At 38.4% G+C, this 15,631-nt stretch carries 20 protein-coding genes; 9 read left to right on the plus strand and 11 right to left on the minus strand.

All coding sequences use genetic code 11. The features are described from left to right. Window positions 1-99: 99 nt before the first annotated feature. Window positions 100-825 carry a cytochrome c biogenesis CcdA family protein gene (locus tag N0O92_RS17520; protein WP_315615962.1) on the plus strand — a complete coding sequence of 242 codons (726 nt, stop codon included), beginning with the start codon at window positions 100-102 and terminating at the stop codon, window positions 823-825. A gap of 513 nt (window positions 826-1,338) precedes the next feature. Here the strand turns inward: N0O92_RS17520 and N0O92_RS17525 are convergent. From N0O92_RS17525 to N0O92_RS17535, 3 genes are all read right to left on the minus strand, one after another. Beyond that, entirely contained in the window at window positions 1,339-2,076 is a 738-nt protein-coding gene (locus tag N0O92_RS17525; protein ID WP_315615963.1) for an EcsC family protein, read from the minus strand. A 65-nt stretch (window positions 2,077-2,141) separates the two neighbouring features. Continuing rightward, the gene (locus N0O92_RS17530; protein ID WP_315615964.1) at window positions 2,142-3,353 is read right to left on the minus strand and encodes an ABC transporter permease; all 1,212 of its coding nucleotides are present in this window, start codon (window positions 3,351-3,353) and stop codon (window positions 2,142-2,144) included. Continuing rightward, window positions 3,350-4,093, minus strand: coding sequence for an ABC transporter ATP-binding protein (locus N0O92_RS17535; RefSeq protein WP_315615965.1), 744 nt, complete (start codon window positions 4,091-4,093; stop codon window positions 3,350-3,352). The genes N0O92_RS17530 and N0O92_RS17535 overlap by 4 nt, the downstream gene beginning before the upstream one ends. 904 nt (window positions 4,094-4,997) lie before the next feature. On the opposite strand from N0O92_RS17535, the gene N0O92_RS17540 reads away from it, so the two are divergent. After that, a complete protein-coding gene (locus N0O92_RS17540) occupies window positions 4,998-5,432 on the plus strand; it encodes an HIT family protein (RefSeq protein WP_315615966.1) in 435 nt (144 codons plus the stop codon). Between the two features lie 231 nt (window positions 5,433-5,663). Continuing rightward, window positions 5,664-6,746, plus strand: a complete 1,083-nt coding sequence (gene serC, locus N0O92_RS17545) for a 3-phosphoserine/phosphohydroxythreonine transaminase (protein WP_315615967.1) — start codon at window positions 5,664-5,666, stop codon at window positions 6,744-6,746. A gap of 38 nt (window positions 6,747-6,784) precedes the next feature. Here the strand turns inward: serC and N0O92_RS17550 are convergent, their stop codons facing one another. Then, window positions 6,785-6,973: a hypothetical protein gene (locus N0O92_RS17550; RefSeq protein ID WP_315615968.1), complete on the minus strand. Its 189-nt coding sequence runs from the start codon at window positions 6,971-6,973 to the stop codon at window positions 6,785-6,787. 76 nt (window positions 6,974-7,049) lie between these two features. Between N0O92_RS17550 and N0O92_RS17555 the strand changes: the two genes are divergently transcribed. The 3 genes from N0O92_RS17555 to N0O92_RS17565 all read left to right on the plus strand — a co-directional run bounded on the left by N0O92_RS17555 (window position 7,050) and on the right by N0O92_RS17565 (window position 9,209). Continuing rightward, window positions 7,050-7,403 (plus strand): YtxH domain-containing protein, encoded by a 354-nt coding sequence (locus N0O92_RS17555; RefSeq protein WP_315615969.1) that lies wholly within the window; start codon window positions 7,050-7,052, stop codon window positions 7,401-7,403. 179 nt (window positions 7,404-7,582) lie between these two features. After that, on the plus strand, window positions 7,583-8,176 hold the full coding sequence (locus tag N0O92_RS17560) for an HTH-type transcriptional regulator Hpr (protein WP_315615970.1): 594 nt from the start codon (window positions 7,583-7,585) through the stop codon (window positions 8,174-8,176). Between the two features lie 490 nt (window positions 8,177-8,666). Further along, window positions 8,667-9,209 carry a DUF3267 domain-containing protein gene (locus tag N0O92_RS17565; protein ID WP_315615971.1) on the plus strand — a complete coding sequence of 181 codons (543 nt, stop codon included), beginning with the start codon at window positions 8,667-8,669 and terminating at the stop codon, window positions 9,207-9,209. Window positions 9,210-9,261: 52 nt separating this feature from the next. Here the strand turns inward: N0O92_RS17565 and N0O92_RS17570 are convergent, their stop codons facing one another. Continuing rightward, window positions 9,262-9,852: a YpmS family protein gene (locus N0O92_RS17570; protein ID WP_315615972.1), complete on the minus strand. Its 591-nt coding sequence runs from the start codon at window positions 9,850-9,852 to the stop codon at window positions 9,262-9,264. Window positions 9,853-10,019: 167 nt separating this feature from the next. Here N0O92_RS17570 and N0O92_RS17575 point away from each other — a divergent pair, with 167 nt between their 5' ends. Beyond that, window positions 10,020-10,199, plus strand: coding sequence for a hypothetical protein (locus N0O92_RS17575; RefSeq protein WP_034625331.1), 180 nt, complete (start codon window positions 10,020-10,022; stop codon window positions 10,197-10,199). A gap of 70 nt (window positions 10,200-10,269) precedes the next feature. Here N0O92_RS17575 and N0O92_RS17580 read toward each other — a convergent pair whose 3' ends face one another. Together N0O92_RS17580 and N0O92_RS17585 are read right to left on the minus strand one after the other, a co-directional pair. Next, window positions 10,270-10,356, minus strand: coding sequence for a YjcZ family sporulation protein (locus N0O92_RS17580; protein WP_315616014.1), 87 nt, complete (start codon window positions 10,354-10,356; stop codon window positions 10,270-10,272). Window positions 10,357-10,413: 57 nt separating this feature from the next. After that, complete coding sequence (locus N0O92_RS17585; RefSeq protein ID WP_088102685.1) at window positions 10,414-10,497, minus strand: YjcZ family sporulation protein; 84 nt, start codon at window positions 10,495-10,497, stop codon at window positions 10,414-10,416. Between the two features lie 190 nt (window positions 10,498-10,687). Here N0O92_RS17585 and N0O92_RS17590 point away from each other — a divergent pair, with 190 nt between their 5' ends. Continuing rightward, window positions 10,688-11,602, plus strand: a complete 915-nt coding sequence (locus N0O92_RS17590) for a peptidylprolyl isomerase (protein ID WP_315615973.1) — start codon at window positions 10,688-10,690, stop codon at window positions 11,600-11,602. Between the two features lie 156 nt (window positions 11,603-11,758). Next, window positions 11,759-11,857: a YjcZ family sporulation protein gene (locus N0O92_RS17595; protein ID WP_315615974.1), complete on the plus strand. Its 99-nt coding sequence runs from the start codon at window positions 11,759-11,761 to the stop codon at window positions 11,855-11,857. 58 nt (window positions 11,858-11,915) lie between these two features. Here N0O92_RS17595 and N0O92_RS17600 read toward each other — a convergent pair whose 3' ends face one another. The 4 genes from N0O92_RS17600 to N0O92_RS17615 all read right to left on the minus strand — a co-directional run bounded on the left by N0O92_RS17600 (window position 11,916) and on the right by N0O92_RS17615 (window position 15,570). Further along, window positions 11,916-12,191 (minus strand): sporulation YhaL family protein, encoded by a 276-nt coding sequence (locus tag N0O92_RS17600; protein WP_315615975.1) that lies wholly within the window; start codon window positions 12,189-12,191, stop codon window positions 11,916-11,918. A gap of 62 nt (window positions 12,192-12,253) precedes the next feature. Then, window positions 12,254-13,213 (minus strand): 3'-5' exoribonuclease YhaM, encoded by a 960-nt coding sequence (gene yhaM, locus N0O92_RS17605; protein ID WP_315615976.1) that lies wholly within the window; start codon window positions 13,211-13,213, stop codon window positions 12,254-12,256. Window positions 13,214-13,528: 315 nt separating this feature from the next. Further along, a complete protein-coding gene (locus N0O92_RS17610; protein WP_315615977.1) occupies window positions 13,529-14,890 on the minus strand; it encodes a sensor histidine kinase in 1,362 nt (453 codons plus the stop codon). After that, window positions 14,887-15,570, minus strand: coding sequence for a response regulator transcription factor (locus N0O92_RS17615; RefSeq protein ID WP_315615978.1), 684 nt, complete (start codon window positions 15,568-15,570; stop codon window positions 14,887-14,889). The genes N0O92_RS17610 and N0O92_RS17615 overlap by 4 nt, the downstream gene beginning before the upstream one ends. Window positions 15,571-15,631: the final 61 nt, after the last annotated feature.

A 15,631-nucleotide genomic window follows, 5' to 3' on the forward strand; every position in this document is an offset into this window, starting at 1 on the left:
AATTGATTCATATATCAACAATGATCTAGAATAAGATAGAACAGACAAGTACAGCTTTTCCAATTTTCGATTCACTTTATTTTAAGGATGTGTTCAATCATGACTGAAGTATCAATATGGCTCGCCTTTTTAGCGGGGGTTGTTTCGTTTTTGTCCCCTTGTGTTTTTCCGCTAGTACCCGCTTACTTAGCTCAATTAACAGGTACTAATATATCGGACAATCAAATAAATGCGGATCGAAGACTCATTATTTCCAGAAGTCTTGGATTCATCATGGGATTTACGATGATCTTCCTTCTGCTCGGTTTATCTTCGACTTTTATTGGCCAAGCTTTTCTAGGCAATCGACAACTATTTGAACAAATTGGCGGCATAATTATCGCTGTTTTTGGATTACAGATGATGGGAGTCATTTCTATTCGCATGCTTCTAAGTGAAAAGAAGTTTTCCGTTAAGCCAAAGAAAACAGCCAGCTTCGCGAATTCGGTATTACTTGGATTTCTATTCGGGACAGGGTGGTCTCCTTGTATCGGACTTGTTCTTTCTTCTATTCTTTTCATGGCTAGCCAAGCGGACACGATGTGGTCCGGGGTGTTTATGTTATTGATTTATTCCATTGGTCTAGGGATTCCTTTTCTTTTAGTAGCACTACTCTGGTCCCGTTCATTAAATAAAGTTAGAAGACTAAATAGATGGTTGCCTACTATTCAGAAAGTAAGTGGTGGGATTATGGTCATCTTGGGTATCTTGTTATTTACAGGACAATTCGCTGTCATCTCTGCCTACTTAAACAGAATTTCTCAATCTCTTCCCTTTACTATTTAACCAGGGTGCTAATAAGAGGAGTAACTTTAAATGTTTGCTTGATGGAGGATATTTCATCGATTATTTAGCCAGGGTTTCGTCCTTCATCGGCTTGATGAAAGACATTTCATCGTTCATTCAACCGGGGTTTGTCCTTCATCGGCTTGATGAAAGACATTTCATCGTTCATTCAACCGGGCTTCGTCCTTCATCGGCTTGATGAAAGACATTTCATCGTTCATTCAACCGGGTTTCGTCCTTCATCGGCTTGATGAAGGACCTTTCATCGTTCATTCAACCGGGCTTCGTCCTTCATCGGCTTGATGAAAGACCTTTCATCGTTCATTCAACCGGGGTTTGTTCTTCATCGGCTTGATGAAGGACCTTTCATCGTCATTCAACCGGATTTCGTCTTTCATCGGCTTGATGAAGAACAAACAAAAATGGCCCGTCGAATTGAATACAATTTGACGGGCCATTCCTACATTTAGAGATCGTTTCGCAGCCTATTCTAACTAGGCCCCCATCCCTCTTTTATTCTTTTGGTAAAGAAGAAAGCCATCTGATTCGATAGCCGTTCATCGCTGTTTCTCCTAGAACATCTAGAAAGCGATAATTTGCTGCTGCACCTATGACTGCTCCAAAACCAGGAATAAGCTGTAACATTTTGGGCAAATCAATATAATCTCGATAATCTAATTGAAAAGCTTTCCAGTCAAACGTGGCTAAATATTCTTCTTTTTCAGGGAGTTCTTCCTTTTGGGCTTCCCACCCCTCTAATTGTTCGAGTAAATTTGCTTTCTTTTCGTCCCTTGCGAAAGCAAGTTGAAAAAGATAGAGAACGTATAACCGCTCGCGATAATCACGAACATCATACCCATAAGCTGAAGCGACATCAAACAAGAACTTCATCTTAATACTTAAGAGTAAGGGGAAGTCTGCCATCCCTAGCAAAATCCCTCCCGCACCGGTACCAGCTCCTTCAAGTGCAGCTGTACGTTTGTAAGCCTTGATTAGCTGATGTACCTTCTCTTCTCTTTCTTCTAAGCTGAGTGCGACCTCCGGCTGCTTTTTCGTTGTATACTCTGATCCAACGAGGGTGGCATGAACCATGTTTTTAATGCTCGCTGTTACAACAGAATGAACTTTTTCTGGCACCCAGTTATTCATTTTCTGTTGTAGACCTTTTGTATATCTCCCCATCAACGACGGTCTTTTCAACATCTTCCTCTTCCATCTTGTTAGTTCCTCTGTAATCTCCTTTTCGTACATGCTGTCCACTCCTTATGACAAATCCCTCTTTGTCCTTATAGATGCAGTAACTGACAAGAAGATGACTATTTTTTTCGCTTATGAATGAGATTTTGACTTCCAACGTAACTATATGCACACCCAATAATCAGGGCCAAACCGGCTATCATTAATGTTGACGAAACTAGTAAAACTCCTAGTTGAACAGCTGTCATCATCAGTAGCAACCGCAAGGCAACTTGAGACAATGCCTGTTTTTTTTCTTCGGGTTCAGTTGGATAAAGATCCACCCACATGTTTGTATCGTAATGATACCAAATAGTAGACAATTGATTCGTCACCATATGCATAAATAGAACGAATACGACTAGTTGAAGCCAACCACTTGGTAATGCAATAAGTAGAATAGCGGAAATAACCACAAGTCTTATGTAGATCCCAAGGTAGTCATTAGACCGTAGAAAGGAACGCGCAAATAAATAATGATAAACCGATTTATTTGGATCAGAAATGACGTTTACGATCCACTTTAAATAATTTCTTGGCTTCACTTTATTTCGTAATTGCGGAACATCTGTAAAGGCATTGGCAATACGATAAAAGAATAGTAACATTCCTTGTTCAACTGCAATTAAATGATCCCACTTTACCGTTAATTGGTTAGCTATCTTCTGATAATAAAGGAAATAGAGTCCAACCATAATAATGTACAACACAAGGAGATAAAGGATGTTCGCTCCTGAAAAAAGGAGATACGTGAAAACAATATTTATGATCCCTCTTAGGAAAAAGTGAGTACTTCTCTCTGCTTCACTTTGGAATCGTTGTTCCTCGAAACTCGCAAATACATTCCATACTTTTGCCACTATTAAAAGGAAGAAGACAAGAAGCAAACTTCCTACATCTTGTGCTAAGTACTGAGTAAATAAAGGTGAGAGAACAACAAGGACAAGAAGAATGACTCCGCCTTGTAATCCTATACTATACCATTTAGACGCTTGAAAATATCGACCTAACTTCGACTCATAAGGCAATAAAAAGACGACATCTGCTGGTTTCACAAACGTTCTGACCCCACTTCTAGTTAAAAAGTGAGCAAATACGGCAACAAAAACCCAAACAGCCGGAAACGTTTCTGGTAACCAGTCTAAAAACACACTGTAATAATAACTACCGATAATGATTAAGACGTAAACGGTAAATAAAAATCCACTATTACCGATAAGACGCAAATAGCGTATGGCCATATTCCAGTAGGCGCTAACTCTCTCTTTCCACAACGTCATTCCATCATTCATACGAGCTCTTCCTTTGTCATTTCGATATAAATTTCATCTAACGTAGCGCGAGGTAGGGATAATTCCTTACGCATCTCATCAAGAGTGCCTTCTAAGACTACCTTACCTTGATGTAAAATAACAAAGCGATCACAATAGCGTTCCGCTGTTGCTAATATATGAGTGGACATTAATACAGCTGCTCCGCTTTTTTTCATATCACTTAAAAGCGTAAGAAAAGATTGGATCCCAATTGGGTCTAACCCAACGATTGGTTCATCTACAATGTAGACGGGAGGTTCAATAAGAAACGCACTCATAATCATGACTTTTTGACGCATCCCTTTTGAAAAATGACTAGGGTACCACTTCTTCATTTTTCCCATTCTAAATTCAGCAAGGAGCTTTTCTGCTCTTTCTTCAAATACATCTTTCTTAAGTCCATAAGCTAATGCTGTTAACTCTAAATGTTCCCATAGCGTTAATTCATCATATAAAATCGGAGTTTCAGGAATATAGGCATATGATCGACGGTAGTCATTTAAATCGTCTTGAAACGTTCTGCCTTGGATCGTTACTTGTCCTTTTTCAGGCTGAAGTAGACCTAATATATGTTTGATCGTCGTACTTTTCCCAGCTCCATTCAATCCAATTAACCCAACAATTTCTGCCTGTTTAACAGAAAAATGAACATTATGTAAAACTGGTTTTTTTGGATGATATCCACCTGTAATTCCTTCAATTTTCAAAACCTCTGACATGTTCACAACAACTCCTTCACAACCCTTATCTTACCAAAGAAGCGGATTAGTTCTCTAGTCTAATGACAAAGCCTTGCTTTCTTCGACACACTTTTTATCTGATGAGGCTCTTTTCTACCCTAAGGAGGCTAAAAATAAGCCTTGTTAAAAGACTGCTAATTTCTTACTAGAAGGTTGTTTTCGAATACTTTGTTGTTTTATGGTACGTGTTCCCCTTATGTTCGTTCCGTTGCGCTCCAGCCACTCACACCCGAGGCCATTGAAAAAGGTGCGGTTTTCACCTTTTCCAATGGCCTTTAAGCAATGAGCAGAGCCGTTGCTTTGTTTTAAGCCTTCTACGAGTGGGTATCTCGTAGCAGGCGCGCAACGTGTGAAGCCATTGCACTTCCCCGAATCTGCTTAAGGAACTTTTTCAGTGGCCTCCTCAGCTATGCGCCTGTGGGGTCTCGCCCCTCCCTCTGCATGAAGCCATTGTAAAACTACCGTTTTCTTTGCTTAATAAAAGGCAATTTCTATCAATTATTGGATGAAAATTGCCTGACTGTATACAAAAGGCCTTTGCGTTTCATTTCTCAAATGCCTTTTTTACGCTATTTCTCCTATTATATTTGATCGTTGAAGAGTAGGAAATTTCTATCTTCCCTCCCAACAAAGCGGACGGGATGGGAGGGCCGACTCCTGCAGGAGGGAAGGGCAGGTTGAAATCCACCGGCGCAGCCGGTTAGTTCAACGCCCGCCTGCGGAAAGCGTGCCCCCCATCCCGGGAGCGGATTCGAAGCGTCTTTTCATTGCCCCTCTCTTACATGACAACAGCCTTCTAGCATGATTCCTTCAGCAGTAACTTGCAAGGAGGTCAAGCACTCATGTATAGTGGTTTTATACAAATTATGGGAAGGGTGATTTGATGACAACGGATTCTAATTGTATTTTTTGCAAAATTGTTAAAGGCGATATTCCTGCCTCAAAAGTGTATGAAGACGAGCATGTGTTAGCTTTTATAGATATTAGTCAAGTTACAAAAGGACATACTCTAGTGATTCCTAAAACTCATCATCAAGATTTATTCGATTTATCAGAGGAAAGCGCACAGCATGTCTTTACAACGGTTCCTAAAGTGGCAAAAGCCATTAAACAAGCTTATCAAGCTAAAGGGTTAAATATTGTTAATAATAATGGCGAGTTAGCCGGACAAACCGTTTACCATTATCACGTTCATCTTATCCCAAGATACGGTAAAGGAGATGGATTTGGTGCTGTCTGGAAAGACCATAGCGCTGAATACAAACCTGAAGACTTACAACAAATCGCAAAAGAGATCTCTGTCTTTCTAAGCAAATAAAGCGACTTGATGTTGAGCTTCTTACCTTTTCTCTCAAAAAGTAAGAAGCTCATTCAGATGAGGCTAACCAAAAAATTTTGGTTAGCCTCATCTGAATGAAAAATTGAAATTATTTTCATATATAAACTTTCAGAAAACACTAAAAAAACAGTTCATTCTTTGTGTAGTTATGGTACGATAATGACAGTCTATGTTATTAACGTGGTGAAGAGATAAAGGAGTGGAGAGAACATGACTGCAGTGTACAATTTTAATGCTGGCCCATCTGCGTTACCGAAAGAAGTTTTAGAAAGAGCCCAAGCCGAGTTAACGAATTTTAATGGGACGGGTATGTCAGTAATGGAGCTTAGCCATCGTAGTAAAGACTATGAAGCCGTACATCAAAATGCAATTGACTTATTAAAAGAACTTTATAACATTCCAGACCAATACAAAGTTCTCTTTTTGCAAGGCGGTGCAAGCTTACAGTTTTCAATGATTCCTATGCAGTTTCTTAAAGAAGGGAAAATAGGAAATTACATTCTTACTGGGGCTTGGTCAGAGAAGGCATTAAAAGAAGCAAAATTAATTGGTGAAACAGCGATTGCAGCTTCAACAAAAGAAGGCAATTATAGCTCAATCCCAAATGTGAATCAATTACAATACAATCAAAATGATGCCTATGTACATCTTACATCAAATAACACGATTTTCGGTACACAATGGAGAGATTTCCCGACAATCGATCATGCACCACTTATCGCAGATATGTCTAGTGATATTCTTTCTCGTCCTATTGATATCGAGAAATTTGGCCTTATTTATGCGGGAGCACAAAAGAACCTAGGACCTTCAGGTGTAACTGTTGCGATTATCCGTGAAGATCTTTTAGAAGAACAAGTAGACAACGTTCCAACGGTCTTACGATATAAAACGCATGCTGACAGCAATTCCCTTTATCACACACCACCTACATTTTCTATTTACATGCTGAACCAAGTGCTCACATGGGTAAAAGAACAAGGTGGGGTACAAGCGATTCAAAAGCGTAATGAAGAAAAAGCAAAATTAATTTACGATGCCATTGATGAGAGCAATGGATTTTACCGTGGACACGCCGAGGTTGAAGCTCGTTCACTAATGAACATCACATTTAACCTCCCTACCGATCAAGACAATCAAGCATTTCTTGCCAAAGCGAAAGAACTAGGGTTTGTTGGACTCAACGGTCATCGCTCTGTTGGTGGTTGCCGTGCTTCCACATATAATGCGGTTCCTTTCGAAGCTTGTGTTGCTTTACGCGAATTTATGGACTCTTACCGTATCAATCAGTAAGGTATATGATGTGGTTAGGAACACACTCCCTAACCACATCACGTCATAATAAGAAAAATAGCAGTAGTCCCACTTACAAGCAATAGTACTAACATGATAAGAAGAGAATTTCGAAATTCGGTTCTTTCATTGCTTCTTACATCACCAACTAACCGAATGGAAACATAAACCAGCCCGTACAATGAAAGTAAACAAACCGATACCATTAATAAAATGAGTGCTTCCATACTCATCCCTCCTTATCCTTAATCCTTATGCTAAGAGGGGTGTTAAAAGAACACGTAAATAAAGGTGGTCATGTATATGATAAAAGCAAAATCGTTGTGTGCAGGTTTGCTTGTCGGTTCAGTAGTTGCAGGCGCGTTAACCCTTCTTACGACACCTACATCAGGTAAAACCATACGCACAAATTGCAAAGAGAATACAGTGAAAATTCAAAAAGAATTACAACAACTTTCCTCTTCTAGCAAAGCTGCAACCATTCAACTCAAAACAACGGCAACATTAGGGAAAGACTCCTTCACGGCTGTAGGAAGTGAAGTGAAAGATTCTCTAAATAGCTGGAAACATGATGTAGAACCAACGCTCAATCAACTTAGAAAAGATATTGAAGATCTACAAAAGAGTGTCGATCAAACAAGAAAAAGTCTTGATTAGATTCCAAACATCCATGATTGAGGTAATTTTCAAAAAGTTTTTAATTCACTAATTTTTCTCTTTCTTTTTACGTTGTTTCTTGTCATAATGTAAAAAAGAAAAATATGTGAAAATAATAATTAGTAGGGATAAAAGAATTACTCTTTTATCAAATGTACTTATTACGTAGGGGGAGAACGATGGATCAGCAAATACCTAGCTCCTTAAAACAATCAGTCATTTTTAGTCATAAGGTAGCACAACTAAGCAAGGCACTGTGGAAGTCTGTAGAAAAAGATTGGCAAGCATGGATCAAGCCGTTTGATCTCAATATTAATGAGCATCATATTCTTTGGATTGCTTATCATTTAGATGGTGCATCCATTTCAGATATTGCAAAATTTGGAGTGATGCACGTATCCACTGCCTTTAATTTCTCAAAAAAATTAGAAGAAAGAGGTCTATTGCACTTCTCAAAGAAGGAAAATGACAAACGTAACACATACATCTGTTTAACCAATGCAGGACATGATTTATTCCTAGAAACATTAGAAGCTTATCAGCCTGATACGTATGGTGTATATGAAGGTGCGTTACCCATTCATGATTTATACGGAAAATTCCCAGAATTATCTGAAATCACGAGCATTTTACGCCACATTTATGGACCAGACTTCATTGATATTTTTGAACAGTCTCTCAGCAAATTTGATGATGATTTCAACGAAGTGAATGGTCGACTTACAAAGCTACAATCCGACGATAATAAAACGTATTCGAATGAAGGAGCCTAGTCATAGACTAGGCTCTTCTTTTGTGTCTGGTCTCATAAAAATGGTGCAGTAACGTTAAAGGTTGTACTTTTTGTTGGTCGTTGAAGAAAAGAAAATTTCTCTCTTCCCTCTCATTAAAGCGGACGGGATGGGAGGGCCGACTCCTGCAGGAGGAAGGGCAAGTGGAAATCCACCGGCACAGCCCGGTTAGTTCCACGCCCGCCTGCGGAAAGCGTGCCCCCCATCCCGGTAGCGGATTCGAAGCGACTTTTCAAGGCCACTCTCTTTAAACGACAATAGCTGTTGATCGTTTCAATTTGCGAGAAGCCGGGGAAGCTTGACCCCCCCGCGGAAAGCGAGTGGCTGTAGTGCATAGGAACGAATTAATCACAATCATCGCCGTTTCCAGTAATCCACCAATGTCGAAATCATTTTATTTTTGTCGATTCTATTGATTTATCATCAAAATGAGAGTAAATTATTCAGTGGATTAAGGAGGTGCAGCACTTCAATGAACTGCTGGAAAACAATACGTATAAGCCGTGAATACGGTACGTTGCGCCTAATGATGTATTCTGGATGCACGATGCTTTTTACATTTTTATTTTATTACTTAGTCGTTAGTAGTTTATTACCGACTACCCAATCACCAAATGTGAGCTTTCCATTTTTTATGATGAGTATTTTGGCACTATTTTTTGTTCATAAATTGCTACATCTATTACCGATATGGATTTGTGGAAAAAAAGCTTTATTAAAAACAAATTGGTTCTCTGCTATTCCTGTTTTCTCTGTGCGAATTTCGAAACCTTTAGCGCGCAATCTTTATTTAACTGCTTTGCTTACACCCGTTTTAACGATCACTGCGATAGGAGCTTTCGCTTCAGCTATGTTTCCGATGTACATAGCCTATATTTCTATTTTAAGCTCTATTCACTTCGGATTTGCTTTCTATGATATCCTCTATGCTTCGTATGTGATTAAAGCGCCAAAGCATAGCTTTGTTGAGAATCATGAGGAAGGATTCCACATTCTAATTAAACAAGCTGTTTAAAAAATAGGTTGACTCAATTCGGATCTAGACAATCCTTCGAGCCAACCTATTTTTATTTAAAAATCATTTCTAATTCAATACGATCTTGATCTAAATCGAAAGTTACAAATCGAAACTTCATCGAGTCTGTTTCATCGACTTCAATTTCTGTTACTTTTACTTCAACCATTTTTTCACTTGGATAAATGACAATCCACTCTGCTAGTTCCAACCAATTCGAAAGTAACTGCATAACTTGATCAACTGGCAGCTGTAAAATCCCTAGTGAAAATGTTGTAACCTCTAATAATAAATCTCCATTTGGTGCCACACTCGGAAGAAAGTTAATCGTTACTGGTACTTCTTGACCTAGGACCCGAAATGCTGACCGAAATTGCACACGGTCATCGATCAGTTCCACTATATATGGAATATCACTCGCATCTTCTTCTATCTTTAAAGAAAGAAAAGCATTTAATCTTGATTTATTTGTCTGTATAAGAAAGGTTGCTTCTTCTTCTACCGGTTCTTTAGGCGAAAAATGGTGTTCTTCTACTTCTGGAAAATAACGTTGAAAAAGCATGAAGACAACTACTATACTAACAATAACTAAGCCCAGTAATGATAGAAAGGCTATTTTCCAACTATCGTTTCTTTTCATCATTCTATTTCCACACCTCTCTTGTCTTCTTTTTATTGTATGTCCTCTTTTAAAAATACACAATGAATCCTACTTAAAAACAGCTTTTCAAATAAATTAAGCATTCTCCTATCTTTTTTTATCAATTTTTGATAAAGTTTATATATCATTGCTCGTCAGGAGGCACGTACATGCTCTTCTTTAGTATATTATTTGCATTGTTTATTTTGTTCGTTATAAATTCAATGACTGATGCTCTTTGTTTAAAGCGTGAAATCCCTTCGGAGAAGCAGCCAAAATTATTTCGAACGATTAATATTCTTATGACCATTTTATTGACATCCACATATGTAAAAATTTTATTCACATAAGAAGAGTGAGCGACTCTAAGTCCTCACTCTTCTTTTAGTTATCCTCTTTTTTAACGTGTTCCTACCCTAATTAGTACATCCAAGTTGCACCGATAATGACTAGTAGGATAAATAACACTACAAGTAACGCAAATCCGCTATGATAAGTGTGAGACATCCTTCATCCCTCCTTATATATCTTCCACTTTTCCGTAAAGAGATGTTGTTGCTGGTATTATAACCAAGCTGCACCTACAATAACTAATAAGATGAACAACACAACAATCAACGCAAATCCTCCGTGGTATGCGTGAGACATAATAACACCTCCTTATTGCTTTGTTACGTTATCCTATGCGTATAAGTCAATTTCGTACTAGGCACTTGCCTCAGATTAGAGAATTTCCATCTGTATGCTTTTGAAAACATTTCTCTAACAATCAATTATATGGTATAGTTAGGTCTATGAAAAAGACAGGCTTGCATTATGTTGAGGAGTGAGAAGAACAATGAAAAAACGAATGATAGCTGCCTTCGGGTTAGCTTGTATGGTCACTTTAGCTGCATGTAACAATGAGGAAACCGCAGCGGATGATACACCTGTTGTTGTTATTGATGGATTTGAAATTAGTGAGTCTGAATTCGTTGATGAACTGAAAACAAAACACGGTGATGCCGTATTGCAGGAAATGATTCAAAATTATGTACTAGATCAAGCCATTGAAACGGTAGATATCCCTGAAGAAAAAATAGAAGAAGAATTGAACATGCTTCGTAATGAGTTTGAAGTAGCTTACAATATTGAAGATGACGAGGGAATCGTAGACGCGCTTCAAAATCAATTTAACTTAGATGTTGAGTCATTAGATGACTTTGTTCATGAATACCTTCTTCCTCCTCTTGTATTACAGCATTTAGCTACAGAAGGGATCGATATTACGGAAGAAGAAATGCGTTCGTATTATGAAGAAAACGAAGAAGAGTTTTCAGAAGAAGTACGTGCTAGCCATATTTTAGTGGAAGACGAAGACACAGCTAATGAATTGATTGAGCGAATTGAAGCTGGAGAAGACTTCGCAGACCTTGCTCGTGAATATTCAACGGATCCAGGCTCTGGTGCTCGTGGAGGAGATCTTGACTTCTTTGGACGTGGTCAAATGGTTGAGCCATTTGAAGAAGCTGCTTTCTCTTTAGAGATTGGTGAGATTAGTGAACCGGTTGAATCAGATTTTGGGTTTCACATTATCAAAGTAACCGATCAACGCGATGACTTTGAAGGCTTTGCAGAAGAAATTGAGCAAATTCTTATTCAACAGCAGTCTAAATCAACAGATGAAGTGATGGCTGAGTTAATGGAACAAGCGAATATTGAAATTAAAGACGCTCGCTTTTCTGGTTTAATGGGAGCAGAAACAGCTGAATAATAGCTCGACTTAATAAGAGGGAACTGCAAAAGGTACGATTTTCACCTTTGCAGTTCCCTTTTTTGTATAATTCCGCTTCTGCCTAGAACAAAACAAATGCCTATGCATAGGCTAAATTAGAGAGAATGAATTACTCAATAGAAAGGATGTTTCGCTATGTCAGGAACAGTAAAAACAGGCTACCATACAGGATTCACGTTGCTAGTCGTATTGTTTATTCTCCTAATTATTGTAGGAGCTGCCTACGTTTGCTAACCAGTCATAAATAAAATAGACAGAAGCCTTTTAATGGCTCTCTGTCTATTTTTTATCGTTACCCTTTACTTATTTTGCGGCGCTCTCTTTCTTCCTCAAGACGTTGCATATAAATATTTCCTTCATTTTCAATCCATTCTTGTTCTGTTCGCTTGTCCTCAAGAGAATATTTCACAGCTAAATAGCCACTTAGAACAATCCCTGCGACCACAAAGTAAACCCACCAAGGACTACTTAATAAGAATGTTCCCAACGCTGTTTGGGTAAGTAAAAACCCAACTGCAAGGATGGCTAGTAGAATGAATGCAAATCGTTTACTTGGTTTCTTTTTCATATTTACCCCTCCATGCTTTGTACCTTTTACTGTAGACTATGTACAAGCATAAGAGTTTAGAACTAGAAATCTAAAGGAGGTTCATGAAAACTTGGTTTGTAGAAACTTCTATTGTCCATCGCCATAACTCTTTCAGAAAATTCACCTGGTTGAACTCGTTCAAGTGCCCGGTCCATCATATTCATTTTGGCATCAATGTTATCAATCATATGCAAAACTTCAGCTTCTCTAATAACTGGAACTTTCGGACTTCCCCATTCCCCTTTTCCATGGTGAGACAAGATTAAATGCTGTAACATTAGCACCTCTTCTCCTTCAATCCCCAGTTCTTTGGCAGCTTCGGCAATTTCACTAACCATAATCGAAATGTGACCAATTAGCTTCCCTTCTAACGTATACGTTGTATCAAGGGGGCCTGATAACTCTCTTACTTTTCCTAAGTCATGTAAGATCACTCCTGCATATAACAAATCCGTATCGAGCGTTGGATATAATTCTGAAAGGCTTTTAGCGACTTTTAACATCGACACAACGTGATAGGCTAGTCCCGAAACAAATTCGTGATGATTCTTTGTTGCAGCGGGCACCTCCAAAAACGCTTGCTGATGCTTCTTTAATAGATGACGTGTAATACGCTGAATGGTTGAATTCTTCATCTCAAAAATATATTGTGTGATCTCTTCTAGCATATCTGCTGGGGCAATCGGAGCCGATCTCACAAAATCAGCTACATTAACTTGATCCATTGCTGTAGTCGGACGAATACTACTAATCTTCATTTGCAAGCGTCCACGATACTCAGACACTTCTCCATGCAAATGAACGATAACTTGGCTACAAAATGTAGCTTCGTCATCAGGTGAACATCCCCACAGTTTCGCTTCTATGTCACCAGTCTGATCACTTAAAGTTAATGTTAAGAACGGTTTCCCGTTACTAGCTACCCCTTTTATTGCTGATTTTATTAAGTAATACGTTTCTACTTTATCTCCAACTTGTTGAAACCGTATTCCCTTGCTCATACTATTCACCTCAGCTACAATTTTCGATATTTTTCAGTATAGCATATATTTCGTCTTGATTTTCTCCTGAAGCCTTCTTAACTAGAAAAATAGGGCACTGAAAAAGTATGTTTCTTTTTCAGTGCCCTCTAATCGTTGCGCAGAGCTGCTGCCATTCCCAAAAGCATACTATGATTGAAGTCTCATAGCATGCTTGCCCCGTGTGAAGCTGCGACTTCCCTGAATAACTTTCAAGAGGTTTTTTCAGTAGCTTCTTTACAAGTGGTCCATTATTAGACCACTTGGGTCAAGCCTCTTCTACGGTAAAATGATTCATTATTTATGTTTTGCATTCTTATTTGGATATTTTGGAAAAGTAATAGAGAACTTCACACCAGAATCTGTATTCTCTGCTTTCGGAGATCCTCCATGTAATTCAGTGATCCGCTTTACAATCGCTAGACCAAGACCAAACTTCCCTTTATTTCCTTTATAGAACGGGTTAAACAATTGAGGTAAATCACTAGTAGGAATCGAATCCCCATTATTCTCAACCGTAATGAGAACTTGATTCTTTTCACTAGATGCTTTCATCCAGATTGTATTTTTGGCATAACGAAGAGCATTTTCAACTAAATTTTCCAATAACACTTCAAGCTGTTCCGGATCACCGAAAAATTTCGTTTCAGCACCTTCGACTAAAATCTTAACGTCTTCTCGCTGTACGCGGAATCGTTCTTCAATTTGGAACGCTACCTGTCCGAAGACCAATTCCTCATGTTTTGGACTTTCTTCTTTCAAAGAATCCAATTTTGTATAATACAACATGTCAATGACACGTCTTTCCATTCGATTTGCTTCTTCAATAATAACGTCCATTGTTTGTTCCATATTATTTTTAGGTAAAATGCCGTCTTTAACAGAGTGTGCATAGCTCTTAATTACCATAATTGGCGTTTTCAGTTCATGTGAAGCGTGTTGGATAAATGTTTTCTGAGCCCGATCATACAAATTTAAGTTTTGACGCATTTTCTCGAATTGATCTGACAAACGTTGAAAATCCTCATCGCCTTTCCACTTTAAAGGCTCCTGCCAATCTCGATTGGCAATTTGCTCCAAATGATTTCCTAAAATAATTAATGGCTGACGTAAATAATGTTTCAGCCAAATGGCAGGCACTAAGCTTAAACAACTTGTCAAAAGCAAAATATATAAAAGCCGCTCCCACAATCGATTAACCATTTGGTCACGGTACGTATCCCACATATAGGAAATATGAAAAGCAGGACGCTCATCAATTTGCGCTTTCGTAATCACATAGAAAACTGTGGCACCACCGTATTGAATTTCATAACGTCCACGGTCAGCCTCTTGTCTATAAGCATTTTGTGCCATTTCCTGTAACACTTCTTTAGGAGGAGGAGCACCTTCTGTTGCTCTTCCTAACGTATCATAAATCAGAAAATGACCAACACGACCTGCTTCACGATCAGTAAACTCTTGTTCATTTCTTGGATTAATTAAGTCCAATAAAGGATACGCACTACGAAATTGTTCATGTTCAATAATTCGATATGTTTCATCTGTTAACGTCCCTTTAATGGAGATTGGATAAATGATGATGATGGACAAACCAACTAAAACAATAATGGATATGAACGCTAGCCAAATACGCTGCGTTAAGTTCACTTTTATCATGAAGATAAAATCCTATATCCGTATCCATATAACGTTTCTAGATGAACTCTTGGCATTTTCTTTCTGACACGTCTAACCACATCATCTACTGCACGTTCAGATCCGAAATAATTTTCTCCCCACACATGTTCGATTATTTTTTCTCTAGAAAATGCCTTTCCTACTTCTCCAGTAAGAAGCAAAATGAGATCCATTTCTTTTGTTGTCAAATCAACTAGTTGATCTCCTTCCGCCTCTTCATCGACTACAGTTCGTCCTATTGCATCAATTGTATATTGATTCAATTCAATTTTCTTCTGTTCTTGTGTTGAAACACCGTATACACGATTTAGTAATTTCTTTGCACGAATAATTAACTCTTGCGGCAAAAACGGTTTGGCTAAATAATCATCGCTTCCCATTTCCAAACCTAAAACACGATCCAAGTCTTGATCTCTTGCTGATATAAAGATCACCGGTGTATCTGTTTCTTCTTTTACGGCTTTCAATAATTGATAGCCATCGGTTCCTGGCAACATAATATCAAGAATCCATAAATGGGGCTTGTCCATAATCGCTTCACGTGCTTGATCGCCATCATGAAACACCTTTACAGTCCAGCCTTCTTTTTCTAAGTAGGCTTTTAACACCTCAGATAAATTTTCTTCATCCTCAACTAGGTAGACGATATATTCACCCATGTATATTTCCTCCTTAATAAGGTTTCATAAATAATAATCTATTCCATATTGTATCTTATTT

The organism is Alkalihalobacillus sp. MEB130 (genome assembly GCF_032335535.1).
Lineage (GTDB): Bacteria > Bacillota > Bacilli > Bacillales > Bacillaceae_D > Halalkalibacter.